The organism is Sedimentibacter sp. (assembly GCF_032080165.1).
GTDB lineage: Bacteria > Bacillota > Clostridia > Tissierellales > Sedimentibacteraceae > Sedimentibacter.
The window spans coordinates 102,866-128,473 of record NZ_DAMASY010000002.1; the positions used below are offsets into that span (position 1 = coordinate 102,866).

The window sequence follows — 25,608 nt, forward strand, 5'->3', positions numbered from 1 at the left end:
ATTTAAAAAAGGTGAAATAATGTTTGAATTTATTAAAGAATTTTTTACTGAATACAATGATATGTTGCAGGTTATTGTGTTATCTTTGAAGGTATCGCTGACCTCAACTTTAATTGCGTCAATTTTTGGGATGACTTTAGCAGTATTAACGGCTCTAAATGAATTCAAGCTTAAAAAATCTCTCATGAGGGTTGCTAATACCCTCATGAGTTTACCACCTGTATTGATAGGTCTTTTAGTATATATGTTATTGTCAAGAAAGGGACCGTTGGGAAGCTTCGGTCTGTTATTTACTCCCACCGCAATGATTATTTCACAATCCATTCTTGTTTTTCCCATTATATTTGGCTTAACGGTTTCCAATATTTCAGAATCGGCAAAAGAAATACAGCTTACCTGCATGTCATTAGGAGCAGGCAAAAATGATACGCTGAAAGCGATAATAAGCGAATGCAGAATGCAGTTGTTATCAATTGTTACAGCCGGATTTGGCAGAGCTATTTCCGAGGTTGGTGCCGTTATGATGGTGGGCGGAAATATTAAAGCAAAAACAAGAGTTATGACAACGTATATAGCTCTTGAAACCGGAAAAGGCAATTTCAATGAAGCAGTTTTTATAGGTATAGTGCTGTTATTTATATCATTTTTTATAAATGCTGTCTTATACAGGCTGCAAAGGAGGGAATAATCTTGGTTATAACAATAGAAAATGCAATTAAAGATTATGGTGACAACCGTATCCTTGATATAGACAGCTTAATCATAAAAGAAGGAATATATGTTATTTTAGGCTCTAACGGAAGCGGAAAAAGTACGCTGTTAAGTTGTATTTCAGGTTTAAATTCACTTACAAGCGGGAATATATTATATAATGGCAATAAGTTAGACAGTTCGATTAATAATTCAATAACTATATTGCTACAAAAACCATATCTTTTTAGAAAAACGTCCTACGAAAATATTATAAGCGGATTAAAATATAAAAAAATAAATAATAAAGAAATTGAAAACAGATTAAATAAATACATGCATTATTTTAATGTAGAAGAATTATTAAATAAAAAATCCCACTGGCTTTCAGGAGGAGAACGAGCCAAGATTGCTCTTTTAAGAACAGTCGTTTTAGAAACGGAAGTTACCATGTTTGATGAGCCGACAGCAGCCATGGATATAGAAAGCTCCATGAAGGCAGAAAAGCTTATAAAAAATTTATCAAAAAATAATAGAACAGTTATAGTAGTAACTCACGATGTTTATCAGGCAAAGAGAATTGCAGATTATGTAATTTTTATGGATAAGGGTAAAATCTTGGAGATAGGTGATAAGGATAATGTGCTTGGCAATCCGAAGAATAAACTATTAAAACAAATTTTGAATATATAGTGTAAACTTTTATATAAATGGAGGAAATTATGATAAGGACCGGGATATTAACCATAAGCGATAAAGGTTCAAGGGGAGAAAGAATAGACGGGACGGGTCCGGCTATAAAAGACAGCTTAGATGAAAGCATATATAAATTGGATTATTATAAAATAATACCTGATGAAATGGATTTAATATGTGAAGAATTAATATATATGTGTGATGAACTAAATCTTGATTTAATTCTTACAAACGGCGGAACGGGATTTTCGAAAAGGGATGTTACTCCCGAAGCAACTATGAAGGTTATAAAAAGGCTAACGCCCGGTATACCGGAAGCAATGAGACAATTGTCGCTTGCCATAACGCCAAAAGCAATGTTATCAAGAGCAACTGCAGGCATAAGAGATAATACATTGATAGTAAACCTTCCGGGCAGTCCAAAAGGAGCAGTTGAAAATTTGAGCTTTATACTTCCTGCACTGCCTCACGGAATTGAAATACTGAAGGGCACCGCAGGAGAATGTGCAAGATAGGAGCAGAAAATGGATTTATTTAATGTTATAACAGTTAAAGATACAACAAAGCTTATAGATAATTTCAACTACAGCTTAACAGCTGAAAAAGTAACACTTCTTAATGCAACAGGCAGAATTTTAGCTAATGATATAATTGCAAAAGAAAATGTTCCCTATTTCAGAAGATCAACGGTAGACGGCTATGCTGTTAATTCGAGGGATGTTTTTGGAGCAAGCGAATCAATTCAATCCGTTCTTGACTTAAAGGGTGAAATTTTAATGGGAGAAGAACCCTCGACTGAAATTAAAATACCGGGTCATTGCTACTATGTTCCTACGGGAGGTGCAGTTCCCAAGGGAGCAGATTCTGTTATAATGATTGAATATACTGAAAAGCTTGATGATGAGGTGATTTTAACCTCAAAAGCCACATCGCCCGGTGAAAATGTAGTAGAAATCGGCGAAGACATTAAAGAAGATGAAAAAGTCATAGCTAAGGGTACAAAACTCAGAGCTTATGAAATAGGAGTTCTTGCAAGCTTAGGATATTATGATGTGGAAGTATATAAAAAACCTAAAATAGGTATAATATCAACCGGAGACGAAGTTGTACATCCCGCAGAAAGTATCAAGCCGGGGCAAATAAGAGATATAAATACATTTTTGCTTTACTCATTAACAGAAGAAAGCGGCTGCGTACCTGTTAATTATGGTGTTGTTAAGGATGAATATGAATTGTTAAAACAAACTGTTGAAAAAGCAGTGACAGAATGCGATATTGTATTAATGTCAGGCGGCAGCTCAGTAGGGAAAAAGGATAATACGGTAAATGTTATAAAGTACTTAAAGGATGGAGAGCTAATGGTGCATGGTATTTCCGTAAAGCCGGGGAAGCCGACAATAATAGGAAGATCCGGTGATAAAATAATATTCGGACTTCCAGGTCATCCTCTTGCATGTGCCGTAATTTTTAAGGTTATCGTAAAGCATTATATAGAAAAACTGACACAGTATAAAGAAATTATATATCCTATAGAATGCAGGTTTAAATTTAATTACCATAAGGCAAAAGGAAGAGAAGAATTCCTGCCTGTAACAATAGAAGAAAAAAAAGGCGAGTTGGTTGCAGCACCGGTGTTTGGTAAATCCGGACTGATAACAGGGTTTTCTAAGGCATGGGGTTTTATTAAAATAGAAAGAAACGAAGAAGGTATAAAGGAAGCCCAAACAGTAAAAGTATTTAAGTTTTAGGAGGAAAAGATGCAAAAGGTATATCTTTCGAATTATGAATTGGATGAGGCAAAAAAAATATATTTTGATAAATTGAAATTAAATTTACAAACAGAAATAATTAATACGTGGGATGCACTGGGCAGAGTAACAACGAAGCCCATATTTGCTTATGTTTCATCACCTCACTACAATTCCTCGGCAATGGACGGAATAGCCGTTAAAAGCGAAAAAACCTTTGGTGCATCAGACAGAAACCACATAATTCTCACAGAAGGAGAGGATTATATGGTGGTTGACACAGGCGACCCGATTTCAAGGGAATTTGATTGTGTAATAATGGTTGAGGATTTAATTAAGGATGATGATAATCATGTAAAAATATATCAAAGCGCTGTACCATGGCAAAATATAAGACCGTTAGGCGAAGATATAGTTGAAAATCAGCTTATAATTCCATCAAAGCATAAAATAAGACCTGTTGATATCGGCGCTTTAATTGCAGGGGGTATAAATACTGTTGAAGTATTTAAAAGACCCACTGCAGGAATTATCCCGACAGGAACGGAACTGGTTGAGCCCGGAGCTGAATTAAAGGTTGGAGATATAATAGATTTTAATTCAAGAACTTTTTCGGCTCAGGTGAGTGAGTGGGGAGGAATTCCCAACAGATACTCAATAATCAAGGATGATTATCAGCTTATAAAGGATACCGTATTAAAAGCAAATGAAGAAAATGATGTGGTACTGATTAATGCAGGCTCATCTGCGGGCAGGGAGGACTTTACCTCATCTGTTATAAGTGAAGTGGGAGAATTAGTAGTACACGGTGTGGCTATAAAACCGGGCAAGCCGGTAATGCTGGGTATAATAAACAATAAACCAATCATTGGTATACCGGGATTTCCTGTTTCAGCATACTTTGTTATGGAGGAAATAGTCAAAGAATTGATTTACAGCTATCAGGGGCTTGAAACAGAGGAAAGGAAAATTGTAAGTGCAAGCTTGACGAAACGGTGCATGTCATCTTTAAAATACCATGAATTTGTAAGAGTAAAGTTAGGATTTATAGGTGGCAAATATGTCGCTACTCCTTTAACGAGAGGAGCAGGAGCCACCATGTCATTGGTAAATGCAGACGGCGTTTTGGAAATAAACCAGCAGCTTGAAGGAATTGAAGCAGGTACTGAAGTAAAGATTAAGCTGTTAAGCTCCGAGGATAAAATAAAAAATACTTTGGTATGTATTGGAAGTCACGATCCGATAATTGATATTGCGGCGGATATAATGCATAATAGAAATAAGAAATATTTTCTTTCTTCCTCCAATGTAGGAAGCACAGGTGGATTAATGGCATTAAAAACAGGTGAAACCCATATGTCTCCCACACATTTATTGGATATGGAAACAGGAGAATATAACGTATCATATTTAAAAAAATATGTGCCGAATAGAAAAATATGTTTAGTGAAATGTGTCAACAGGATTCAAGGATTTATAGTTGAAAAAGGAAACCCTAAAAATATAACTAAGTTTGAGGATTTGCTTAAGGATGGTATAAAATTTGTAAACAGGCAAAGGGGCTCAGGTACAAGATTGCTCCTTGACTACAATTTGAATAAGTTAAATATTGAGTCGCAAAAAATAAACGGATATTTCAGAGAAGAGTTTACCCATTTAGCAGTTGCAGCGGCGGTGGAAGCCGGCGATGCGGATGCAGGGCTTGGAGTTTATTCGGCAGCAAGCTTGATGGGACTTGATTTTATACCTGTTTGCAATGAGGAATATGACCTGGCAATTCCGGAAGAATATTTGGACTCTGAAATTGTAAAGGAATTTTTAGAAACAATAAAATCTGAGGAATTTAAAGATAAACTTGATGAACTTGGAGGATATGACTATTCAAATACAGGTACAATAATAAAAATTTAGGAGCTGATGTAATGCTTGACAAAAGAGGAAGAACTATAGACTACCTACGGGTTTCTTTAACAGACAGATGTAATTTGCGATGTGTTTATTGTATGCCTGAAAATGGTATTGAGAAAAAGTGCCATAATGATATATTGCGTTTTGAAGAGGTTGAAAAGATAATTACCGCATGTGCTGCGTTGGGTATTAAAAAGGTAAGGTTCACAGGAGGTGAGCCCCTTTTGCTAAAGGGTATAGACAAGCTTATACAACATACGGCAGCCATTGACTCAATCAATGATATTTCGTTAACTACAAACGGTATTCTTTTATATGAAATGGCTGAGGATTTGAAAAAAGCCGGACTAAGACGGGTTAATATAAGCCTGGACACTTTAAATGCGGATAAATTCAAAAAAATTACAAGGTTAGGGGACATCAGCAAGGTTTTAAAATCAATAGAAAAATGCATAGAATTGGAGATGGTTCCTGTTAAAATTAACGTGGTGCTTATGAAGGGCATCAATGACGACGAAATAGGAGATTTTATAAATATGACTTTAAACAACCCTATTCAAGTCAGGTTTATTGAGCTGATGCCTATAGGAGAAGGTCTTAAATATTATGAAGCTTGTAAAATGAAGGTAGAAGATGTTTTGGAAAGATTTCCAAGATTAGTGCCTGTGAAGGATGACAGCAAGGTTGCATCGGTATATAAAATCCCCGGGGCAAAAGGCTCGGTTGGACTTATAAGTCCCGTCAGCTGCAAATTTTGTTCAGATTGCAACAGAATAAGATTGACATCAACAGGAACAATCAAGCCTTGTCTTCATTCATTGGAGGAAATTAATTTAAAGCCATATTTAAATGATGAACAAAAACTAATAGAAGTCATAAAGCATGCTGTTTATAATAAACCACAGGAACATCATTTAGAAACAGAAAATAAAAGCGATACAGACAAAATGATGTTTCAAATCGGAGGTTAATATGGAATTAACTCATATAAATGAACAAGGCAGAGCAAGAATGGTTGATGTGAGCGAAAAACAGGAAACCATAAGGGAAGCCGTGGCTTGCGGAAATGTATATATGAAAAAAGAGACATTGGAAAGAATAAAGGAAGGAACCATAAAAAAAGGAGATGTTTTGTCCGTTGCACAGGTTGCAGGAATTATGGCGGCGAAGAAAACATCGGATATAATTCCAATGTGCCATCCTATAATGCTTTCCGGCTGCGATATAAGTTTCAATTTAAATTTTGAGGAAAACAAAATTGAAATAATATCAACAGTCAAATGTACAGGTCAAACCGGTGTTGAAATGGAAGCACTTACTGCAGTAACCGCAGCAGGATTAACAATTTATGACATGTGTAAAGCAATAGATAAAGAAATGATAATATCAGAAGTTATGTTACTTAAAAAATCAGGTGGTAAGACGGGATTATTTGAAAGAAAATAAATTATCGGAGAAAAATATATGGCAAAAGTATTAGCTGTAAATATAAGCGAAACAAAGGGAGTTCCTAAAAAACCTATAGAAAAGGGATATTTTGAAGCAGATCACGGTTTGGTCGGAGATGCTCATGCAGGCAAATGGCATAGGCAGGTAAGCTTGTTAGGACAGGAAAGTATTGATAAGCTTGATATGGAGAAAATCGAGGGAAGCTGTAACGGTGTATTTGCAGAAAATCTGACAACAGAGGGAATTATTCTTTATGAACTTCCAATAGGAACAAAATTAAAAATCGGCGAAACAGAAATGGAAGTAACTCAAATAGGAAAGGAATGCCATTTAGGATGCTCAATCAGAAATATAGTCGGTGATTGTGTAATGCCGAGAGAAGGTATTTTTACGAAGGTTTTGAAGGCCGGATGGATTAAAGCAGGAGACGAAATCGTTATGATTTAAGATTATTGGTTTATAATGACATAAAACTTTGAATAAATTAATCGAAATAAATCACAATAAGCAAGAGGTGATTTATATGGCTAAAAAGGGAATGAGAAGACCTGATCCGAGAGAACCACATGGAACTGAAAGCAATAAAAAACAACATTTCACAAAAAATGAACAGCTGCCGGTTCCGGAAATACAAGGTAAAGCAAAATATGGCCACGAAAAGGCAAAACAAATCATAATAAATGCAATCCATCATAAAGAATTAAAATAACTAATTATGGACATTTATGAATTTTGTGGTATGATGATTTTAAATAATTTATTTAATCGGGAGGATTATTTATGAAAACTATTGTAGACAGAGATGCGTGTATAAGCTGTGGACTTTGTGTATCGCTATGTCCGGAAGTTTTTGAATTCGATGATGAAAATATATCGGTTGTTATTCAAGATCCGGTTGCTCCGGAAAATGAAGATTGTGCAAGGGAATCGGAAGACAGCTGCCCTACTAACGCAATTCACTGTGAAGATTAGAAGGTTGCTGAAAACGCCCGCCTGCTTCGTTGCCGTTCAGCCGGTCAATCCTCACGTATTACTGAATACGCTGCGGTTGCCCGGCTTCCGGCGCCTTGCAGGACGAACTTTTTCAACAACCTTTAAGGTTAATGATATTAACTTTTAATCGTTTCCAAACAAATTGCCCAGTGCAATGCCGCCAAGTAAGCTGCTTTCACCTTTATTACTGCCGCCGCCGGCTTTTTTGCTTGCAGAGAAAATTCTGTCTGCCATTCTGCTGAACGGAAGTGATTGTAACCATACAGTTCCCGGTCCTCTCAATGTTGCAAGGAATAATCCTTCTCCTCCGAACAAAGCACTTTTTACGTTGCCTACAAATTGAACATCATAATCAACTCCGTTTGTAAAAGCAACTAAACATCCTGTATCTAATTTAAGCATTTCACCTGGAGCAAGTTCTTTCTTGATTATAGTTCCGCCTGCATGTAAAAATGCCAAACCGTCACCCACTAATCTTTGCATTATAAAACCTTCACCGCCGAATAAACCTGCACCTATTTTCTTTTGGAATGCGATGCTGATTTCTATTCCTTTGGCAGAACAAAGATACGAATCTCTCTGACAAACTAATTGTCCTCCGAAATCCATCAGGTCTACGGGAATTATTTTTCCCGGATAAGGAGCTGCAAAAGCCAACACCTTACTGTCCGGAGCTTTGTTGGTAAAAGTAGATGTAAATAAATTTTCGCCCGTCAATACTCTTTTACCGGCAGTAGCTAACATACCCTTTAATCCTTTTCCTGATTCCTTACCGGAACCATCACCAAATACAGTATCCATTTCAATGCTTGAATCCATGTACATCATGGCACCCGGCTCGGCAACAATTGTTTCGCCGTAATCCAATTTGATTTCTACAAATTGAATATCATCGCCAAATATTTGGTAGTCTACTTCATGTGCTCTTCTCATTTTGCTAAATCCCTCCTTGTAAATTAATTTCCCCTTGTAATATGTAAATTTATTACAATATATCACACTAAGAATAGCAAAAAATATAACTGTATGCAATATATTTATGGGAATGTTTTCAAAATAATTTAGTATAAACTCTAAGAATAATTCCAAGCTAAAATACCCCTTGTAAAAAACTGATAATATTTATATAATAAGTTAGTTAAAGAGGTGGAATATGATTTATTTAGATTATGCGGCAAATACACCTGCAGATGAGCAGGTTATAAATATTTTCAGTGAGGTTTCAAAGAATTTTATTGCTAACCCTAATTCATCACACAAGCTTGGTTTTTTGGCGGCTGAGAGATTAAAAGAATCTACGGTTAAAATTGCAAAGCTGTTAAATGTACAGGAAAATGAAATAATTTATACTTCAGGAGCAAGTGAATCAAACAACTTAGCAATAAAAGGAGTTGCAGGACAATATAAAAAATACGGCAAGCACATAATAACAACTTATTTAGAGCATTCTTCCGTTAACGGAGCAGTCGAATATTTAAAAAATAACGGATACGAAGTTGATTATGCAGATATAGATAATAACGGATTAATTGATTTGCAAAGCTTAAAGGATTTAATAAGAAAAGATACAATTTTGGTTTCCATATGCTACGTTGACGGAGAGGTTGGAATTACGCAACCAATAAATGAAATAGCCCGTTTAGCGGCGGCTTATCCCAATTGCTGTTTTCACGTAGACGCTACACAGGCGGTAGGTAAAATACCCGTATCTTTTGAAAATGTAGACTTAGTAACTTTCGCACCTCATAAATTTTATGGATTAAACGGATGCGGCGTGTTGATTAAAAAAGAAAATGTATTGCTGGAACCTCTCATTCACGGCGGTATTTCAACTACAGAATTCCGAAGCGGTACACCGAGCTTAAATATGATTGCGGCCACGGAAAAGGCACTGTCTTTGGCGTATGAAAGCTTAGAAGACAGATACAACTATGTTAAAAGCATTAATTTGAAAGTCAGAAATGAACTTAATAAATATAAAAATGTAAAAATAAACAGCACTGAATATTCAGTTCCATATATATTGAACATAAGCATTAGCAAGGTAAATACGGAGCAGTTTAAAGCAGCTTTGGAGGAGTTTGATATTTTTGTCTCCACAAAATCTGCATGCTGTGCTCCTAATACCGTTTCACGGCCTGTATATGCACTGACAAAGGACAGAAAAAGGGCACTTTCAACCTTGAGAATAAGCTTGAGTCATTTAACCGGTGAAAAGGATATAGAGGTATTTTTAGAAAAGTTTGATGAATGTTACACGAATTTTATAAAGTAGGTTAATCATGGAAAAGTTTGAAGAAGTAGAAAGAAGTATTGTAAAGAGATTCAGAAAATCTATATGGTCAAGATTTATATCAGCTATAAAAGAATATGAGCTTATTAAAGACGGAGATAGAATTGCAGTTTGCATCTCGGGAGGAAAGGACTCAATGCTGATGGCAAAATGCATGCAGCAGCTGCAAAAATATTCAGAAATAAATTTTGAAGCAGAATATATAGTTATGGACCCGGGTTATAATGAAATAAACAGGCAAAGGATTATAGAAAATGCAGAAGTATTAAATGTTCCTGTTAAGATATTTAACACTCAGATATATGATATAGTCGCAAATGTGGAAGAAACACCTTGTTACCTGTGTGCCAGAATGAGAAGGGGATACCTGTATAGATACGCCAAAGAATCGGGATGCAATAAAATATCATTGGGACACCATTTTGATGATGTGATTGAAACGGTACTTATGAGCATGCTTTATGCAGCTGAAATTAAAACTATGATGCCGAAGCTGAAAAGTACAAACCATGAAGGTATGGAGCTTATAAGACCTATGTACAAGGTACGTGAAGAGGACATTATCGCATGGAAGAGGTACAATGAGCTTGATTTTATACGTTGTGCCTGTCGTCTGACTGAAAATTGCGTGCTTGGAGATGACGGAATCGGTTCTAAAAGACAGGAGATGAAAGCGTTGATTAAAAGATTAAGACAGACAAATCCACATATAGATACAAATATTTTCAGAAGTATTCACAGCGTAAACTTAGATACTATAATCGGCTATAGGAAGGGAGAAGAAAAACACAGCTTCTTAGACGATTACGACAATTAATATAGGGATTCTTATTGTCATTTCTAAGCAGTATTGAAAAACAAAGGGGGATTCTATGGATGAGTTTAAAGAAAAAATAAAAAAGGATGAAACAGAATCAGAAATTGAAGAGCTTAGAGAAGGGCTCAGAAGCATGAAAGATATTTTTGACAATGCTTATCAAGGAATCGTACTTGTTGACAGTGAAGGGAAAATAGTAAAATGGAATTATGAACAGCTGTTCGGCATCAAGGAAGAGGATGTCTTGGGTAAGCCGGTGGAGGAAATAATAGAAAACACACGACTTCATATAGTTGTAAAGACAGGACAGAAAGAGCTTTATGACATCCAAAGAATTCAGGGACATGATATGATTGCAAGCAGGACGCCTATAATTAAAAACGGCAGGATAATCGGTGCAGTGGGAACCGTATTGTTTAAGGATATCAAAGAGGTTAAAGAATTAGCAAGTAAAATAAAGACACTTGAGGATACTGTCAATATATATAAAAAAGAATTAGGCAAAATGTATTGTGCTAATTATACATTTGACGATATAATCACACAAAATCAGAAAATGATTGAGCTGAAAAACATTGCTTTAAAAGCGGCTAATTCATCTTCTACAATATTAATAGAAGGTGAGAGCGGTACAGGTAAGGAATATTTTGCTCATGCCATTCATTATGCAAGCATAAGAAAAAACTCTCCTTTTATCAGAATAAACTGCGCAGCAATACCACATGAGCTTTTAGAATCAGAATTATTTGGTTATGAATCAGGTGCTTTTACCGGTGCAAAAAAAGAAGGTAAAATAGGAAAATTAGAGCTTGCAAACGGAGGAACGGTGCTTCTTGATGAGATAAGCTCTCTGCCCCTCAGTATGCAGGCAAAGCTTTTAAGAGTTCTTGAAGAAAGAGAATTTGAAAGAATAGGCGGAAATACCTCAATAAAAATTGATATAAAGGTTATTGCCTGCACAAACGAAGATTTAAACAAACTGGTTGAGCAGAATAAATTCAGACAGGATTTATATTATAGGTTGAATGTTGTAGAAATAAAAATTCCTGCTTTAAGAGAACGAAATGATGATATAGAGTCACTGTGTGAAGACATATTGAACAAACAATTGGATATCGGATTTAATTCAAAAAAGGTTACAGAAAAGGCGATATTAGCCTTGAAATTATATGACTGGCCCGGAAACGTAAGAGAATTAAGAAATGTTTTAGAACGGGCAGCCAATATTTCAACAGGCAATTTAATAACTTTGCAGGATTTGCCGGATTATATCAGCGAAAAATTAATTTTCGATGAAACTGAAAAGGAGAACAAATATTTAAAGGAAAGTATCGCAAAGACAGAGATAAAAGCAATAATGTCAGCTTTAAAGGAATCAAAGGGAAATAGAACTGATGCTGCTAAAATATTAGGTATACACAGAACCGCATTATATAAAAAGCTTGCAAATTACGGAATCGATATAAAAAATATAATGTAGAAGATTTTCTACACCAAGTTTTAATGTAGAAAAATTTCTACATTAATAAATTTCGCATATTATGAACATAATTAGGAAAATATTAATTTACTGACAAGAAAGTGTATAAAATTTTCTACACTTTCTTGTTATTTTATTTTGCATATATATTATATTGATAACTAATACTATTGAAAAATGCTGATTTTTGAGATTGTGCAGAATATTATAAAATTGGCATAGTAATTGCTTTGTATATAATAGAGTAGTTTCAAGGATGTGCCTGCTTTGTATTGGCGTCAGACAGAGGAACTTGAATTAATTATTAAGAGACAGGAGGAGTTTATATTGAAAAATAAAATAATTACCGTAGAACAGGCAGCAGATATGGTACATGATGGTATGACTATTATGATCGGTGGCTTCTTGGGATGCCGAAATCCGTTTCAAATAGTTGATGCAATAATTGAAAAGGGTGTAAAAAATCTTACATTAATTGCAAATGATACTTCATTTCCTGAAATAGGAATAGGCAAATTGATTGTGAACAAGCAAGTTAGAAAATTGATTGCTTCACATATAGGTACAAATAAGGAAACCGGCAATCAAATGAATTCAGGAGAAATACAGGTGGAGTTAGTTCCTCAGGGTACGCTGGCAGAAAGAATTAGAGCTGCGGGAGCCGGACTTGGCGGTATTTTAACTCCAACGGGATTAGGAACTGTTGTGGCGGAATGCAAGGATATATTAAATGTTGATGGTAAGGATTATTTGTTAGAAAAGCCGTTAAAAGCGGATTTAGCAATCATAGTTGGAGCTAAAGTGGATAAAAAAGGTAATGTGAGATATGCAAAAGCCACAAGAAACTTTAATCCTTTAATGGCAACTGCCGCTGATGTTGTTATAGTTGAGGCGGATGAAGTAGTTGAAGTTGGCGAAATCGATGCGGATGACGTTATGACTCCTGGAATTTTTGTTGATTATATAGTAAATGTAGGAGGTAATAATTAATGGACGACAAACAATTAATAGCAAGAAGAGTTGCAAAGGAATTAAAAGACGGTGATGTTGTAAATTTAGGAATTGGTCTGCCTACATTAGTATCAAACTATATACCTGAAGGAATAGAAATAACTTTACAGTCTGAAAATGGATTTTTAGGAATGGGACCTGCGCCTGCGGAGGGAGAAGAAGACTGCTATTTAGTAAATGCAGGCGGAATTCATGTAACTATAAATCCGGGAGGTGCGTTCTTTGACAGTGCCGAATCCTTTTTGATTATACGAGGCGGTCATGTAGATGCTACAGTTCTTGGAGCATTAGAAGTTGATGAAAAGGGAAACCTTGCAAACTGGATGGTACCCGGCAAAATGGTTCCCGGAATGGGTGGTGCAATGGACCTTGTTACCGGTGCTAAAAAGGTTATCGTTGCTATGACCCACACGGCAAAAGGAAGTCACAAAATATTAAAGGACTGTACACTTCCTCTGACGGCTGTCAATGCAGTTGACTTAATAATAACCGAAATGGGCGTTATGGAAGTAACAGATAAAGGTATTGTTTTAAAAGAAATAAATCCTGAATTTTCAGTTGATGAAGTTCAAGCCGCAACAGGGGCAACATTGATAATAGCTGAAGATTTAAAACAAATGGAAGTTTAAATGAATAATATAAAAATCATAGGTGTAGCAGGCGGGGGAACCATGGGTTCCGGCATTGCTCAAATCCTTGCACAACACGGTTTTAAAATAATAGTAACTGATATTGCTGAGAAGTATTTGGAAAATACAAAACGAATAATATTATTGAACCAAAAAACCTTAATAAGTGAAGGTCTTTTAACGGAAAAACAAGCACATGAGGAATTGAAAAACATTTCGTTTACAACCGATAAAAGTGTATTCAGGGATGCTGACATAATTATTGAGGCAATAATAGAGAAACTGGACATAAAACAGGATTACTGGAAGGAAGTAGAGGAAATAGCAAGAGAGGATTGTATTTTTGCGACTAATACTTCGGGACTCAGCATAAATGATGTGTGCAGTAAGCTGACTAACAAGAAAAGATTTATAGGAATGCACTGGTGGAATCCTCCACATATTATTCCTTTGATAGAATTAATCAAATCCACCGAAACAACAGAAGAAACTGTGCAGCTATTAACAGAATTAGTTGAAAAAATAGGAAAGAAATCAGTAGTGGTATTAAAGGATGTAAATGGCTTTATAGGAAACAGAATTCAATTTGCGGTTTACAGAGAAGCACTGAAAATTGTTGAAGAGGGAATTGCAACTGTTGAAGATGTAGATAAAGCAATGAAGTTCGGACCGGGATTCAGATATCCTGTTTTAGGACCGTTTGAAACATCAGACTTAGGCGGACTTGATACATTTTACTATATTTCTGCATATTTGTTTGATGAATTAAGTGATGCAAAACAGCCAACTAAATTACAGCAGGAATTAATTGATAACAATAACTTGGGAGTTAAAACAGGAAAGGGCTGGTATGATTATTCTGACGGCAAGGGCGAGGCAGCCATGGAAAGAAGAGATAAAAATTTTTATAAAATGCTAAAGCATATTCATAATAACTAAATTAAGATGTCCCCGCAAGCTCTATAGCTTGCGGGGACATCTTATTGATGAATCTAATCGCACCCTGTCTTTGTTTGATTTACTTATTATCGTTTTTTGTTTTGCTTTTTTTCGGGAATATAAATTGATTTAATAGTACACCAATACCTGCTCCTATGGCTACTAAGAAGAACGTTGCAGTTCCTTCTGCCTCAGGTCCTAACAATGGTGCTGTAAAGTAAGCTACTACCATTAAAACAACAGGAAGTATAAATAATTTTATCATTACAGTCACCTCCTTTCATTTGAGATAATTCTTAATGTGAAAAATAACGATATAAAAAGGACAGCCAATATGTGGCTATCCCAAAGAAAATTAAAAAATTGCAGCATTAAAAAAGGGCAACCACAATGGTTACCCATATATTGAATATATAGTTACATAACAAAAAGGATAACCAACGGCTATCCACCCTGACAACCTAATTTCTCACATAAGACCATCATATCCAAATGACGTAGATGACTTACTCTGCGCATAAAGTTTTCACTATTATGGCTTTGACCGGATATTATTTAATTATTACCAACTATTATATACTATTAAAATAATAGTGTCAACGTTTTCTTTGAGCTTATTATAAGTTTTTTCACAAGCTGTATTTCGACCGTTATATTTTGGCAAATATGTATATTGATATTCTACTTCTTATCTTTTATCTCATGTTTTATATTTATATATTACAGCTTTTTATGTTTACATTCTTTTATTTATTTTTATTCAATTTTGTGTATTTTAAATTTTTTATGTATAGTTTTAATGTGAATAAACAATTATTTTTTAGTGCAAAAGGTTTAGTCAAAATAAAAATATTATATTATCTTTTAATTTACTTGTATGCATGATATAATATAAACTATAGTTTGCCGTTTATTATAAAAATACACATTATTATTGCTATTTTATTTTAAGGAGAGTGTAAATAATATTATTATGAAAAAAACAATTGAATCTTTATTCAAATTACCCTCTATGTCAAATAGCTATTTTGCAGCCGGCGGAAAAGGCATGTCAAGAGAAATTACAAGAATTGATATTTTAGAGACACCATATCCGGAAGTAGAAAAATTTTTAGAGCCTAACGAATTTATATTTACTTCGTTTTGGAATTCTAAAAATGATAAGGAAGCAAGAATAAAACTTGTGGAATCTATGATATTGAATAAATGCGCAGGTATTGGAATAATGCCCGGAACAAATTTAAACGGCTTAATTGATGATGAAATTTTGCGACTTGGAAACGAGCATTCATTTCCTGTTATATATATAGACAGCAGTGTGAGATGGAGCGATATAATAAAAGAATTTTATGATATTTCAAACATAGATAATAAATTCAGTACTTCAGAATTTTCAAAACTGCTATTTTACATAGAAAAATTCAATAATTATAAAGATATAAAAATATTGACCGATGAACTTGCATTATTGCTGCAAATGCCCACAATCATTATGATTAAAAATAATTTTTATTTTTCTGAATTCAGGAGTAGTGAATACGTAACAGAAAAGGTTATCAGTAAAATTAATATAGTGAGATCATCCGGAAATTACCCATATAATACCGGGATAGTCATATATTATGACAAGTTTCAGTATATACTTGCATTTTACGGAACAAATTCTGTTTTTGCCACTATTATAGATAAGGACCAAGTAGATGGTTTAAAAGAAAACATGTATTATGGAATTGCTCCGTTCATTGTTGCTCAGATAGATAAATTGCAGGAAGAAAGTCAAAGAAAATATCCTGCTAAACATATAGACAACAATGATAGATATTACTTTTTTTTCATAAGAAAGGAATCTATTCATAAGGTTGTCTCCCCATTGAAAAATAAATATGCCATATACAGGATCAATGAAGACAAAAATTATGTAGTCTGTTTGATTAATTCTGAAAGTTTGAATCGCGGCAATATTTATAGCGAATATTCCAGAATTATTGATGCTACTAAGCCAGAATGCTTTGTTTTCAGTGATTTGGCATTTAATCTTAACAGCATAGGTACTTTTACTGATACTATAAATTTACTTATTAATGACTTGTTTTTCCTGAAAGGTATTTTCACATTTAGCGAAATATCAATAATTTATATGCTCACAACAACCCCATATACGTACAGAAGCTCAATTTGCAAGCATTATTCACAGCTTCTCAGTGATGAAAGGGATCCTCTCTTTTTAGAAACCCTAAGGCTTTTTATTGTACTGAAAAGTATAAACAATGTATCTGAACTGTTGGACGTACATACCAATACTGTAAAGTACAGAATCCTGAAAGCCATTAATCCGGATATGTTTTATACGACTAATATTACTACAGATATTTGGAATCTGGATTTATTGATTCCTCTGGAGATGCTGAATATTGAAGATTAAAAAGATTTTTCAAAATTATAGTGAATTTATAAAAACAGTTCTTTTCAAACAATTAAATCAGTTTTGTAAAGAACTGTTTTTATTTAATGTGTTGATATGAATGCATCTGATACTTTCTTTGTGCGCTGTGAATAAAAAAAAGTATTCATGTTATTCATTACAAATATTGAGTTGAGGGTGTATAAATAATATAATGTAAAAAACTTCAGCTTGGAGGTGTTTTTATTATAAATATAAAAGAATTAAATAATATTGTAGATTCCTGCAGGCAGGAAATGATTGATGACATTATTAAAATGAACAGCATACCTTCAATTAACCCGAGAATGGGCGGACAGGGTGAATTTGAAAGATTTGAATGGATTGAAAAGAAACTTAGAAGCTATAATATTGGATACAAGGTATTTGAAATCAAAGATGAGGTGGTGCCCCAAGGAATAAGAAGAAATATTACGGTGTCTTTTAAAGGCTCCGAAGACACAAGAAAAACACTCTGGTTTATTGCTCATGTGGATACGGTCAATTACGGAGACATCAGTTTATGGAATACAGATCCTTTTAAGCCATATGATGATGGTGACAGAATTTATGGACTTGGAACAGAAGATAACAGTCAGGCTGTGATAGAAATGCTGTACATATGTAAAATTATGAAACAAAAATGCATTATCGCTAAATGTAATATAGGTTTCATATTTGCCAGCGATGAAGAAACAGGAAGCCGGTATGGACTTCATGCTTTATTTAAGGAAAACATTTTTTCTCCGAGTGACGAAGCAGTTGTACCTGATGGAGGCAGTTCGGATGGTTGCTTTGTAGAAATTGCCGAAAAATCTCAGCTATGGATTAAATTTACCGTGAAAGGAAAACAATCTCATGCGTCTATGCCTCAATTGGGAGTAAATGCTTGCTCGGCCGGTATGCATCTCGGTGTCGTGCTTGAAGATACTTTAAAAGAAAAATACAATTACATAGACGAATTGTTTAACCCTCCATATTCAACAATTGAACTGACGCAAAAATTTGCAAATGTTGACAGTCCTAATATTTTACCAGGAATGGATCAGTTTGTAATGGATCTCAGAGTCCTGCCAAAATATGATGTTGCACAGGTTCTCTCAACTATAGATGATATTATTGAATCCTTTGATGAAGTTAATGAAGGTATAAAAGCTTCATATGAGCTTTTAACAAGGGTTGAAGCACCTGAGCCGACTAATCCAGACGCGGAGATTGTCAAAAAACTTGTTTCTTCTATTTCTGAAACAGGAAGGAGTGCTTATTTGGGAGGAATAGGGGGCGGTACATGTGCTGCAATACTACGTAAACACAATATTCCGACAGTCGTATGGTCTACATTGGACGAAATGGCTCATCAGCCAAACGAGTATGTGTTAGTTTCAAATGTGATAAATGATACTAAGATATTTTTGTCGACAATAGTTAAATACTGCTGATTGCGGCAGTAAAATAAATAGATTCATAATTATCAATAATTATCAGGAGGATAAAAAATGTACGAATTTGAAACAGTAAATGCTTGTCTCATATTATTGAGAGATATGTTCCGGCTTCAAGAGGGTGAAAGTATCGCTATAACATGTGATACTGAATCCAGTATGGAAGCGGTGGAAGCAACTGCTCAGGCAGCTGTTATTCTCGGAGCAAAACCTGTTATTTTTAAAATAGCTGCACCGGCCGGAGGAAAAGCAGGAGATAAGGATATGCCTATGGAACCGCTTATTCAAGGTATTAAATCATGTGATGCATGGGTGGAATTTAATACAAAGCTAATATTCTATTCCACAGTGTACGATAAAATTATTGAAGATCCCAATAACAGACCGCGCTACATGAATCAAAACGGAGTTACTCCGGAAGTCCTGGTTAGAAATATTTCTAAGCTTGACAATAACCTTTTGAATAAATTTATCACAGCCATGGCCGATTGTACAAAGAATGCTAAACACATACGTGTTACATCAGAAAGAGGGATGGATATTGAATTTGACAACGAACCGGGACGTGAGTTCCTTGTTGCTGACGGTATTGTAGAGAAGAACGAAATTGAAATGTTTCCGGGTCAAATTTCGTGGGCTCCGAATTTTGAAAGCATAAATGGTACCATAATTGTGGACGGCACACTTTCTCCGCCGTTAGGTGCTGTAAAAGGACCAGTAAAGTTTACTGTTAAAAAAGGAGAAATAGTAAAAATAGAGGGAGGCATAGATGCTGTTGAATTTGAGGCATGGCTGAAATCGTTCAATGACCCTCAGATGTTCAAGGTGGCACATCTTGCTTATGGTTTTGCCCCATATGCAAAACTATCAGGCTATATTGTTGAAGATGAACGCGTTTGGGGCTGCACGGAGTGGGGCTTCGGCAATGTTGGAGGCATGTTGGTTTCAGATATTCCGGGAGAACAAGGTATTCCGGGAGCCAGCCATTCAGACGGTATCTGCTTGAATTGCAGTGTTTGGCTTGACGGTGTGCAGGTGCTGGATAAAGGAGTTGTTGTAGGACCTACTCCTGAAGTAGTGCAAATGGCGAGAGCACTTGGCAAATAGACGATAAGCGGGGTTGTCTTAAAGTAAGATAGCCTCTTTCGCTTAATTTAGCTGGAAGCAGATTGAACTAATGAGTAAAGGAGTTGGCATAATTGAGTGAGAGATTTAACTTGTTTCCGGAGACAGATCCATATCTAAGAGGTTATTTAAATGTATCTGACTTGCATACTGTATATTATGAAGAGTCTGGAAATCCTGAAGGAAAACCCATTTTACTTATGGATGAATGCTTTGGAGTCGGTATTAACACGATTAGCATACGATTCCTTGACCCTGAATACTACAGAATAATCTTATTTGATAAGCGTGGGGTAGGAAAAAGCGAACCTCGTGCCGAAATAAAAGATAATAATACCATGAATCTTATTGAAGATATAGAAAAAATAAGAAAACACCTAAAAATAGATAAATGGGTAGTTTTTGGAGGAAGCTGGGGAGCTGCTTTATCTCTTATTTATGCCATACAGTTTCACGAGCATGTTTTAGGGCTGATATTAAGAAGTGTATGGTTTTTGGGAAGGGAGGAAATAAATTGGTTGTACCAAGAAGGGTTATCAATGTTTTATCCTGAGGAATGGCAGGAATATCTGAAACCTATTCCCGTACATAAAAGAAATGATATAGTAAAAGCCTATTATGAAATATTTACAAACGGAGAAGATTCAGAACAAGTTGAAGCTATATCCGCTTGGAATATTTGGGAGTCAAATATATTGAAATTAAACTTTTTAATCGATTCTGTCAATTCATTTGACGATTCCTATGACGCAATTTCTGCAGCAAAGTTAAAGTGCCATTATTTTGTAAATAATATGTTTGTTAAGGCAGAAAATAGCGCATTGGATAATATACATAAAATTTTTGGTATCCCCGCAGTAATAATAAATGGCAGATATGATCTGGCATGTCCTATATATGCAGCATGGGAGCTTCATAAATTATTGCCTGAATCAGAATTTGTTGTAGTAAAAAATACTGGACTTCCTGAAGATGATTTCAGTATGATTGATGAATTGGTTAAAGTCACGGAAAACTTTAAGAAGCTGTATCAATTAAATGATTAGTGAATGCAGAAAGAAGTACTGTGGACTGATGGTGTTTTGTATTTTTCAACGCATGGAAAACGTTGTATAGGGAGGAACAATTGCATGTCAAAAATTCTATGGATTAATCCTATTGGAACAAATATATATGATGAAAAAATTAATAGAGTGTTGGCAGAAATTAAACAGCCTATGAATCTGGTCGATGTGATATCACTTAAAAAAGGACCGGAGCACTTAGAGTATATGTATTATGAGGCACTTGTAACACCGGATATACTCCACATAATTAAGCAGGCTGAGAAAGATGGCTATGATGCTGCAATAATAGGTTGTTTTTATGATTTGGCACTTTTTGAGGCGAAGGAATTAGTTGACAAAATGGTAATAATTGCGCCTGCACAGGCGAGTTCATATATTGCCGCAATGCTGGGTCATAAATTTTCTGTGATTGTAACAAGGGACAAATGTATTCCTCAAATGACAGACAGGATGATATCTTATGGAATGAAAGAAAAACTTGCTTCATTTAAATCTTTGGGATTAGGAGTAAATGAACTTCACACTAATGAACAAAATACCTTTGAAATAATGAAAAGGAAGGCTGGAGAAGCCATAGAGCAGGATGGTGCGGAAGTTATTGTACTTGGATGCACTATACAGTTTGGATTTTATGAAAAGCTTCAGAGATATCTTGGAGTTCCGGTAATCGATGCTGTGGCTGCTTCACTTAAATATGCGGAATATCTGGCTGAACTCAAAAACAGATTCAACTGGATTCATAGTAAGAAATGCTGCTTTGAGTCTCCGCCGATAGCAGAAATAAAAAAATGGAATATAGAAGAACAGTACAATGTAAAAGGGATATGGGAATAATAATTTTTATATAGCAATATGTTGGATGTGTGTGAAAATTATATTGCTTTTAAATTAAAAAAAATCAGAGAGAAAGGTAGTATATATGGGTCGTTATATTATAAAAAGACTATTTACAAGTATTTTGGTTATATTTGGTCTGTCATTGTTAATATTTATAATTTCGCGGATAATTCCCGGAGATCCTGCCAGGCTGGCGCTTGGGTCAAAGGCTACCAGTGAAGCGGTTGAAGCATTAAGGCAAGAAATGAATCTTGATAAACCCTTACCGGCACAATATATTCTATGGATTAAAAACGTTTTGCAGGGAGATTTCGGAAGATCTTTAGTGTCAAAACGTCCAGTAGTTATGGATATTGAACAGTTTTTGCCTGCTACACTGGAACTGATATTATTCTCAGGCATGATAATGATACTTTCTGCTTTTGTACTTGGTGTAATTTCTGTTAAACACAAGGACAAGCTTGCAGACGGACTGATAAGGGTTTTTTCTTACATTGGGATAGCTCTTCCTTCTTTTGTAGTGGCTGTTCTTTTGCTATTGCTGTTTGGATTTGTATGGCAGGTTATACCTGTTTTGGGACGTCTCAGCCCGGGGGTTAATCCGCCGCAGCATATAACGGGGATGTATGTAATAGACGGAATTTTAACAGGAAATCCGGCAATTGCATTTGATGCTCTGCTGCATTTGCTGCTGCCTGGGATAGCCTTGGCTTTAGGTCCGATTTTTCAGGATGCGAGAATACTCAGGTCATCACTTATAGATAATTCAAGCAAAGAATATGTGACGGTATCAAAAAGTTATGGGCTGCCAAAAAATCTATTAATGGGTAAGTATTTGCTTAAGCCATCATCCATACCTGTTGTTACAGTTATAGGTCTGGATTTTGCCGCAATGTTTGGTAATGCCTTCCTTGTTGAAAAAATTTTCAACTGGCCGGGACTTTCCAGATATGGTATAAATTCAATGCTTAGCAAGGATCTGAATTCTATTGTTGCCGTAATAGTTATAATTGGCGTAATATTTTTGATTGTAAATTTTGTGGTTGATTTGATTTCTGCATTTCTTGACCCAAGGATCAGATTAGGAGGCGAATAAATTTGAGCAATAGAGCAAATGGCATAAACATTCCGGCTAAAAAACCTTTTTTATCCCCGAAAATGATGGAAAACATAAAAATTTATTGGTATAAGTTTTCCAGAAACAAATTATCTATTACAGGTCTGATAATTGTATCAGTCTGCATACTTATGGCGATTTTTGCCGAGTACATTACTCCGTTTCCGGGGCATTCGAGAGAATATGTTGATTATGCAAACGCAAGTCTGGCACCAAATTCAACATTTTGGTTCGGCACTGACATATTTGGAAGGGATATTTTTTCGAGAGTTGTTTTTTCCTTCAGGGGAGCCCTGAAGATGTCTATAATAGTGCTGTGCATATCTGTTCCCGTCGGAGTATTAACAGGGCTGGTAGCCGGATATTATAACGGTAAGTGGTTTTCCACACTTATTATGCGTATAACGGATATCTTCTTGTCAGTACCTCCCCTGATTTTGGCTTTATCAGTTGCGTCTCTGATGGAGCCGAATATGACTAATTCAATGATAGCGATAACAATCAGCTGGTGGCCATGGTATACCAGGCTCGTCTATGGAATGGCTGTTTCGCTAAGAAACGAATACTTTGTGAAAAATGCTGAGCTTATAGGAGCTTCAAAGCTGCATATTCTGATTAAAGAAATTCTGCCGAATTGCTTGTCACCGGTATTTACGAAAATTGCTCTTGATGTGGGCTGGGTTATTTTACAGGGAGCTTCCCTGAGCTTTGTAGGGCTTGGAGAACAGCCGCCGGTACCTGCTTTTGGACAGATGATATCAGACGGCACAAAGTATATGCCGGATTTATGGTGGATGACGATATATCCGTCATTAGCGGTTGCTTTTATGATTGTTGGGTTTAATTTCCTGGGCGACGGCATCCGTGACATGTTTGATAAAGGGAGGCAATAATATGTCGGACAGCAGAATATTAGATATAAAAAATCTTCATGTATGGTATAAGACTTACAGAGGATATTCAAAAGTTGTAAACGGGGTTAATCTTTATGTAAATCAGGGCGAAAAAATCGGGCTGGTTGGGGAATCCGGATGTGGCAAGACTACCACAATGAAAACAATTCTGCGCGTATTGGATGAGGAAGTGTCGTATGTACCGGAAGGCGGTGAAATTTTATATAGAGGAAAAGATATATTTAGACTGCCGGAAAGAGACATCCAGAGTATAAGAAGGGAAAAGATCGCTATGATTTCACAATCTCCTACAGCAGCTCTGAATCCTGTTTTTACTATAGGAGAACAGATGTTGGATATAATCAAATATTCAAACCATTCTGTGGCAAAAAATAAAAAGGATATGACAGCTATTGCCCGTTCAGCCATTAGTAATGTAATGATTTCTGACACTGATCGCATAATGAATTCATATCCACATCAGCTTTCAGGAGGAATGCGCCAGCGCATATGCATTGCTATGTCTTTAGTCACACCGAGAGAACTGATAATTGCTGATGAGCCAGGTACAGCCCTGGATGTAACTATACAGGATCAGGTTCATAGGTTATTGAGAGATTTGGTTGATAATAAAAGTTGTTCTTTGATTATGATAACCCATTCCTTGGGGGTGGCCCGTGAGCTGGTAGACAGAATTTATATAATGTATGCCGGAAATATTGTAGAGACCTGCAAAACTAAGGACTTATTTAAAAAACCACTTCACCCTTATACTCAGGGATTGTTAAATTGTGTACCACGGCTTTCGGGAGGGGGGCTTTCTGAGGGTATATACGGATATATTCCGGATTACCATAATCCCGTACCCGGATGTCGTTTTTATCCGAGGTGCAAAAAATCTGAAGAAATTTGCAAATCTGAAATGCCTTCGGCTGTAGAAATAGAAGACGGACACTTCGTATCATGTCATATGTATAGGGGAGGTGCATCTTATGAACAATAAAAAGCTTCTTGAAATTAATGATTTAAAAATGCATTTTCCGATAGGTAAAAACAGTTTTGTACGTGCCGTTGACGGTGTAAGCTTTTCCATAGAGCCGGGAGAGGTGCTGGGATTAGTCGGAGAATCAGGTTCAGGAAAGAGTACAATTGCGTATACCTTTATGGGCATGTATCATCAAACATCCGGAGAAATTGTTTTTGACGGAGAAAAGATTGGGAGCAAGGATAAGGTGAGAAGTAAATGTTTCAGGAAAAACGCTCAAATAGTTTTTCAGGATCCGGGTTCATCATTAAATCCATATCAGGATGTGAGACAAATATTAAGCTTACCATTGAAGGTTCACAAAATAGTTCCTAAAAATGAAATTGAAGATAAGATATTAGAGATATTGGATATGGTTGAATTACCCTCCGACTTCATGTATAAATCACCGAATAACATAGGCGGAGGTGAAAAGCAACTGGTGTCAATTGCCAGAGCTTTATGCTGTGATCCCAAATTTATTATACTTGACGAACCCACATCTTCGCTGGATGTTTCAATTCAGGCCAAGATAATTAATATGCTGATTAAGCTGCACAGGCAAAGAAAGCTGACATATATGTTTATTACCCACGATATGGGTGTTATGCGCAATATTTCGACCAGAGTAGCAATTATGTATCTGGGAAAAATCTGCGAGATAGCTCCGACTGAAATTTTTTATTCTTCACCCTTACACCCGTATACAAATATGTTGCTTTCATCCATACCTGTTATTTCTGACGAGGAGGAAGCTCTTAAACCTAAAAAAATTGCTTCCACAGGAGAGATACCTTCACCTGTAAATATTCCGAAAGGCTGTAGCTTTAATACAAGGTGCAGTTCAAGAATGCAAATATGCATGCAGGAAGATCCGAAAATTAAAGAAATATCTGCGGGTCATTTTGTAAGATGCCATTTGCATTAAAAATAAAAATGAGAAATTAAAATATTAGATATTAGAGTATAAATGATATCTGAAGTTTTGCAGAAACAGTTGTAGCAATGCT

27 protein-coding genes are annotated in these 25,608 nt (G+C 35.6%); 25 read left to right on the forward strand and 2 right to left on the reverse strand.

Annotation, left to right across the window (positions count from 1 at the left end; genetic code table 11):
- Positions 1 to 19: 19 nt before the first annotated feature.
- From RT412_RS03020 to RT412_RS03065, 10 genes are all read left to right on the forward strand, one after another.
- Positions 20 to 688 (forward strand): ABC transporter permease, encoded by a 669-nt coding sequence (locus tag RT412_RS03020; RefSeq protein WP_313343727.1) that lies wholly within the window; start codon positions 20 to 22, stop codon positions 686 to 688.
- Between the two features lie 2 nt (positions 689 to 690).
- The gene (locus tag RT412_RS03025; protein ID WP_313343724.1) at positions 691 to 1,383 is read left to right on the forward strand and encodes an ATP-binding cassette domain-containing protein; all 693 of its coding nucleotides are present in this window, start codon (positions 691 to 693) and stop codon (positions 1,381 to 1,383) included.
- Positions 1,384 to 1,412: 29 nt separating this feature from the next.
- On the forward strand, positions 1,413 to 1,901 hold the full coding sequence (locus RT412_RS03030) for a MogA/MoaB family molybdenum cofactor biosynthesis protein (protein ID WP_313343722.1): 489 nt from the start codon (positions 1,413 to 1,415) through the stop codon (positions 1,899 to 1,901).
- 9 nt (positions 1,902 to 1,910) lie between these two features.
- Entirely contained in the window at positions 1,911 to 3,134 is a 1,224-nt protein-coding gene (gene glp / locus RT412_RS03035; RefSeq protein WP_313343719.1) for a gephyrin-like molybdotransferase Glp, read from the forward strand.
- 9 nt (positions 3,135 to 3,143) lie between these two features.
- Entirely contained in the window at positions 3,144 to 5,045 is a 1,902-nt protein-coding gene (locus RT412_RS03040) for a molybdopterin biosynthesis protein (protein ID WP_313343717.1), read from the forward strand.
- An 11-nt stretch (positions 5,046 to 5,056) separates the two neighbouring features.
- The gene (gene moaA / locus RT412_RS03045; protein WP_313343714.1) at positions 5,057 to 6,013 is read left to right on the forward strand and encodes a GTP 3',8-cyclase MoaA; all 957 of its coding nucleotides are present in this window, start codon (positions 5,057 to 5,059) and stop codon (positions 6,011 to 6,013) included.
- A 1-nt stretch (position 6,014) separates the two neighbouring features.
- Complete coding sequence (gene moaC / locus RT412_RS03050; RefSeq protein ID WP_313343712.1) at positions 6,015 to 6,488, forward strand: cyclic pyranopterin monophosphate synthase MoaC; 474 nt, start codon at positions 6,015 to 6,017, stop codon at positions 6,486 to 6,488.
- Between the two features lie 18 nt (positions 6,489 to 6,506).
- Positions 6,507 to 6,938, forward strand: coding sequence for an MOSC domain-containing protein (locus tag RT412_RS03055; protein ID WP_313343709.1), 432 nt, complete (start codon positions 6,507 to 6,509; stop codon positions 6,936 to 6,938).
- 76 nt (positions 6,939 to 7,014) lie between these two features.
- Positions 7,015 to 7,200: a hypothetical protein gene (locus RT412_RS03060; protein WP_313343706.1), complete on the forward strand. Its 186-nt coding sequence runs from the start codon at positions 7,015 to 7,017 to the stop codon at positions 7,198 to 7,200.
- A 71-nt stretch (positions 7,201 to 7,271) separates the two neighbouring features.
- Positions 7,272 to 7,463 (forward strand): ferredoxin, encoded by a 192-nt coding sequence (locus RT412_RS03065; RefSeq protein WP_313343702.1) that lies wholly within the window; start codon positions 7,272 to 7,274, stop codon positions 7,461 to 7,463.
- A gap of 144 nt (positions 7,464 to 7,607) precedes the next feature.
- Here the strand turns inward: RT412_RS03065 and RT412_RS03070 are convergent, their stop codons facing one another.
- Positions 7,608 to 8,417 (reverse strand): TIGR00266 family protein, encoded by an 810-nt coding sequence (locus RT412_RS03070; protein WP_313343699.1) that lies wholly within the window; start codon positions 8,415 to 8,417, stop codon positions 7,608 to 7,610.
- Between the two features lie 220 nt (positions 8,418 to 8,637).
- Here RT412_RS03070 and RT412_RS03075 point away from each other — a divergent pair, with 220 nt between their 5' ends.
- From RT412_RS03075 to RT412_RS03100, 6 genes are all read left to right on the forward strand, one after another.
- Positions 8,638 to 9,759, forward strand: a complete 1,122-nt coding sequence (locus tag RT412_RS03075; protein ID WP_313343697.1) for a cysteine desulfurase family protein — start codon at positions 8,638 to 8,640, stop codon at positions 9,757 to 9,759.
- A 7-nt stretch (positions 9,760 to 9,766) separates the two neighbouring features.
- A complete protein-coding gene (locus RT412_RS03080; RefSeq protein WP_313343694.1) occupies positions 9,767 to 10,594 on the forward strand; it encodes an ATP-binding protein in 828 nt (275 codons plus the stop codon).
- 55 nt (positions 10,595 to 10,649) lie between these two features.
- On the forward strand, positions 10,650 to 12,074 hold the full coding sequence (locus tag RT412_RS03085; protein WP_313343691.1) for a sigma 54-interacting transcriptional regulator: 1,425 nt from the start codon (positions 10,650 to 10,652) through the stop codon (positions 12,072 to 12,074).
- A gap of 327 nt (positions 12,075 to 12,401) precedes the next feature.
- Positions 12,402 to 13,064, forward strand: coding sequence for a 3-oxoacid CoA-transferase subunit A (locus RT412_RS03090; protein WP_313343688.1), 663 nt, complete (start codon positions 12,402 to 12,404; stop codon positions 13,062 to 13,064).
- Positions 13,064 to 13,714, forward strand: a complete 651-nt coding sequence (locus RT412_RS03095) for a 3-oxoacid CoA-transferase subunit B (RefSeq protein ID WP_313343685.1) — start codon at positions 13,064 to 13,066, stop codon at positions 13,712 to 13,714. The genes RT412_RS03090 and RT412_RS03095 overlap by 1 nt, the downstream gene beginning before the upstream one ends.
- Positions 13,715 to 14,653 carry a 3-hydroxyacyl-CoA dehydrogenase family protein gene (locus RT412_RS03100; RefSeq protein WP_313343682.1) on the forward strand — a complete coding sequence of 313 codons (939 nt, stop codon included), beginning with the start codon at positions 13,715 to 13,717 and terminating at the stop codon, positions 14,651 to 14,653. It abuts the gene before it with no gap.
- A 79-nt stretch (positions 14,654 to 14,732) separates the two neighbouring features.
- Here RT412_RS03100 and RT412_RS03105 read toward each other — a convergent pair whose 3' ends face one another.
- Complete coding sequence (locus RT412_RS03105; RefSeq protein ID WP_313343679.1) at positions 14,733 to 14,918, reverse strand: hypothetical protein; 186 nt, start codon at positions 14,916 to 14,918, stop codon at positions 14,733 to 14,735.
- Between the two features lie 708 nt (positions 14,919 to 15,626).
- On the opposite strand from RT412_RS03105, the gene RT412_RS03110 reads away from it, so the two are divergent.
- From RT412_RS03110 to RT412_RS03150, 9 genes are all read left to right on the forward strand, one after another.
- Positions 15,627 to 17,075: a PucR family transcriptional regulator ligand-binding domain-containing protein gene (locus RT412_RS03110; protein WP_313343676.1), complete on the forward strand. Its 1,449-nt coding sequence runs from the start codon at positions 15,627 to 15,629 to the stop codon at positions 17,073 to 17,075.
- A gap of 233 nt (positions 17,076 to 17,308) precedes the next feature.
- Complete coding sequence (locus RT412_RS03115; RefSeq protein WP_313413105.1) at positions 17,309 to 18,532, forward strand: M20 family metallo-hydrolase; 1,224 nt, start codon at positions 17,309 to 17,311, stop codon at positions 18,530 to 18,532.
- A 57-nt stretch (positions 18,533 to 18,589) separates the two neighbouring features.
- Positions 18,590 to 19,642 carry an aminopeptidase gene (locus tag RT412_RS03120; RefSeq protein WP_313343673.1) on the forward strand — a complete coding sequence of 351 codons (1,053 nt, stop codon included), beginning with the start codon at positions 18,590 to 18,592 and terminating at the stop codon, positions 19,640 to 19,642.
- Between the two features lie 92 nt (positions 19,643 to 19,734).
- Positions 19,735 to 20,706, forward strand: a complete 972-nt coding sequence (pip, locus tag RT412_RS03125; protein WP_313343671.1) for a prolyl aminopeptidase — start codon at positions 19,735 to 19,737, stop codon at positions 20,704 to 20,706.
- 84 nt (positions 20,707 to 20,790) lie between these two features.
- A complete protein-coding gene (locus RT412_RS03130) occupies positions 20,791 to 21,561 on the forward strand; it encodes an aspartate/glutamate racemase family protein (RefSeq protein ID WP_313343668.1) in 771 nt (256 codons plus the stop codon).
- Positions 21,562 to 21,646: 85 nt separating this feature from the next.
- Positions 21,647 to 22,660 (forward strand): ABC transporter permease, encoded by a 1,014-nt coding sequence (locus RT412_RS03135; RefSeq protein WP_313343666.1) that lies wholly within the window; start codon positions 21,647 to 21,649, stop codon positions 22,658 to 22,660.
- Positions 22,661 to 22,722: 62 nt separating this feature from the next.
- A complete protein-coding gene (locus tag RT412_RS03140; protein ID WP_398438905.1) occupies positions 22,723 to 23,574 on the forward strand; it encodes an ABC transporter permease in 852 nt (283 codons plus the stop codon).
- 1 nt (position 23,575) lies between these two features.
- Positions 23,576 to 24,577, forward strand: coding sequence for an ABC transporter ATP-binding protein (locus tag RT412_RS03145; RefSeq protein ID WP_313343660.1), 1,002 nt, complete (start codon positions 23,576 to 23,578; stop codon positions 24,575 to 24,577).
- Positions 24,567 to 25,526 (forward strand): ABC transporter ATP-binding protein, encoded by a 960-nt coding sequence (locus tag RT412_RS03150; protein WP_313343658.1) that lies wholly within the window; start codon positions 24,567 to 24,569, stop codon positions 25,524 to 25,526. Before RT412_RS03145 ends, RT412_RS03150 begins: the two co-directional genes overlap by 11 nt.
- The last annotated feature ends 82 nt before the right edge of the window (positions 25,527 to 25,608 follow it).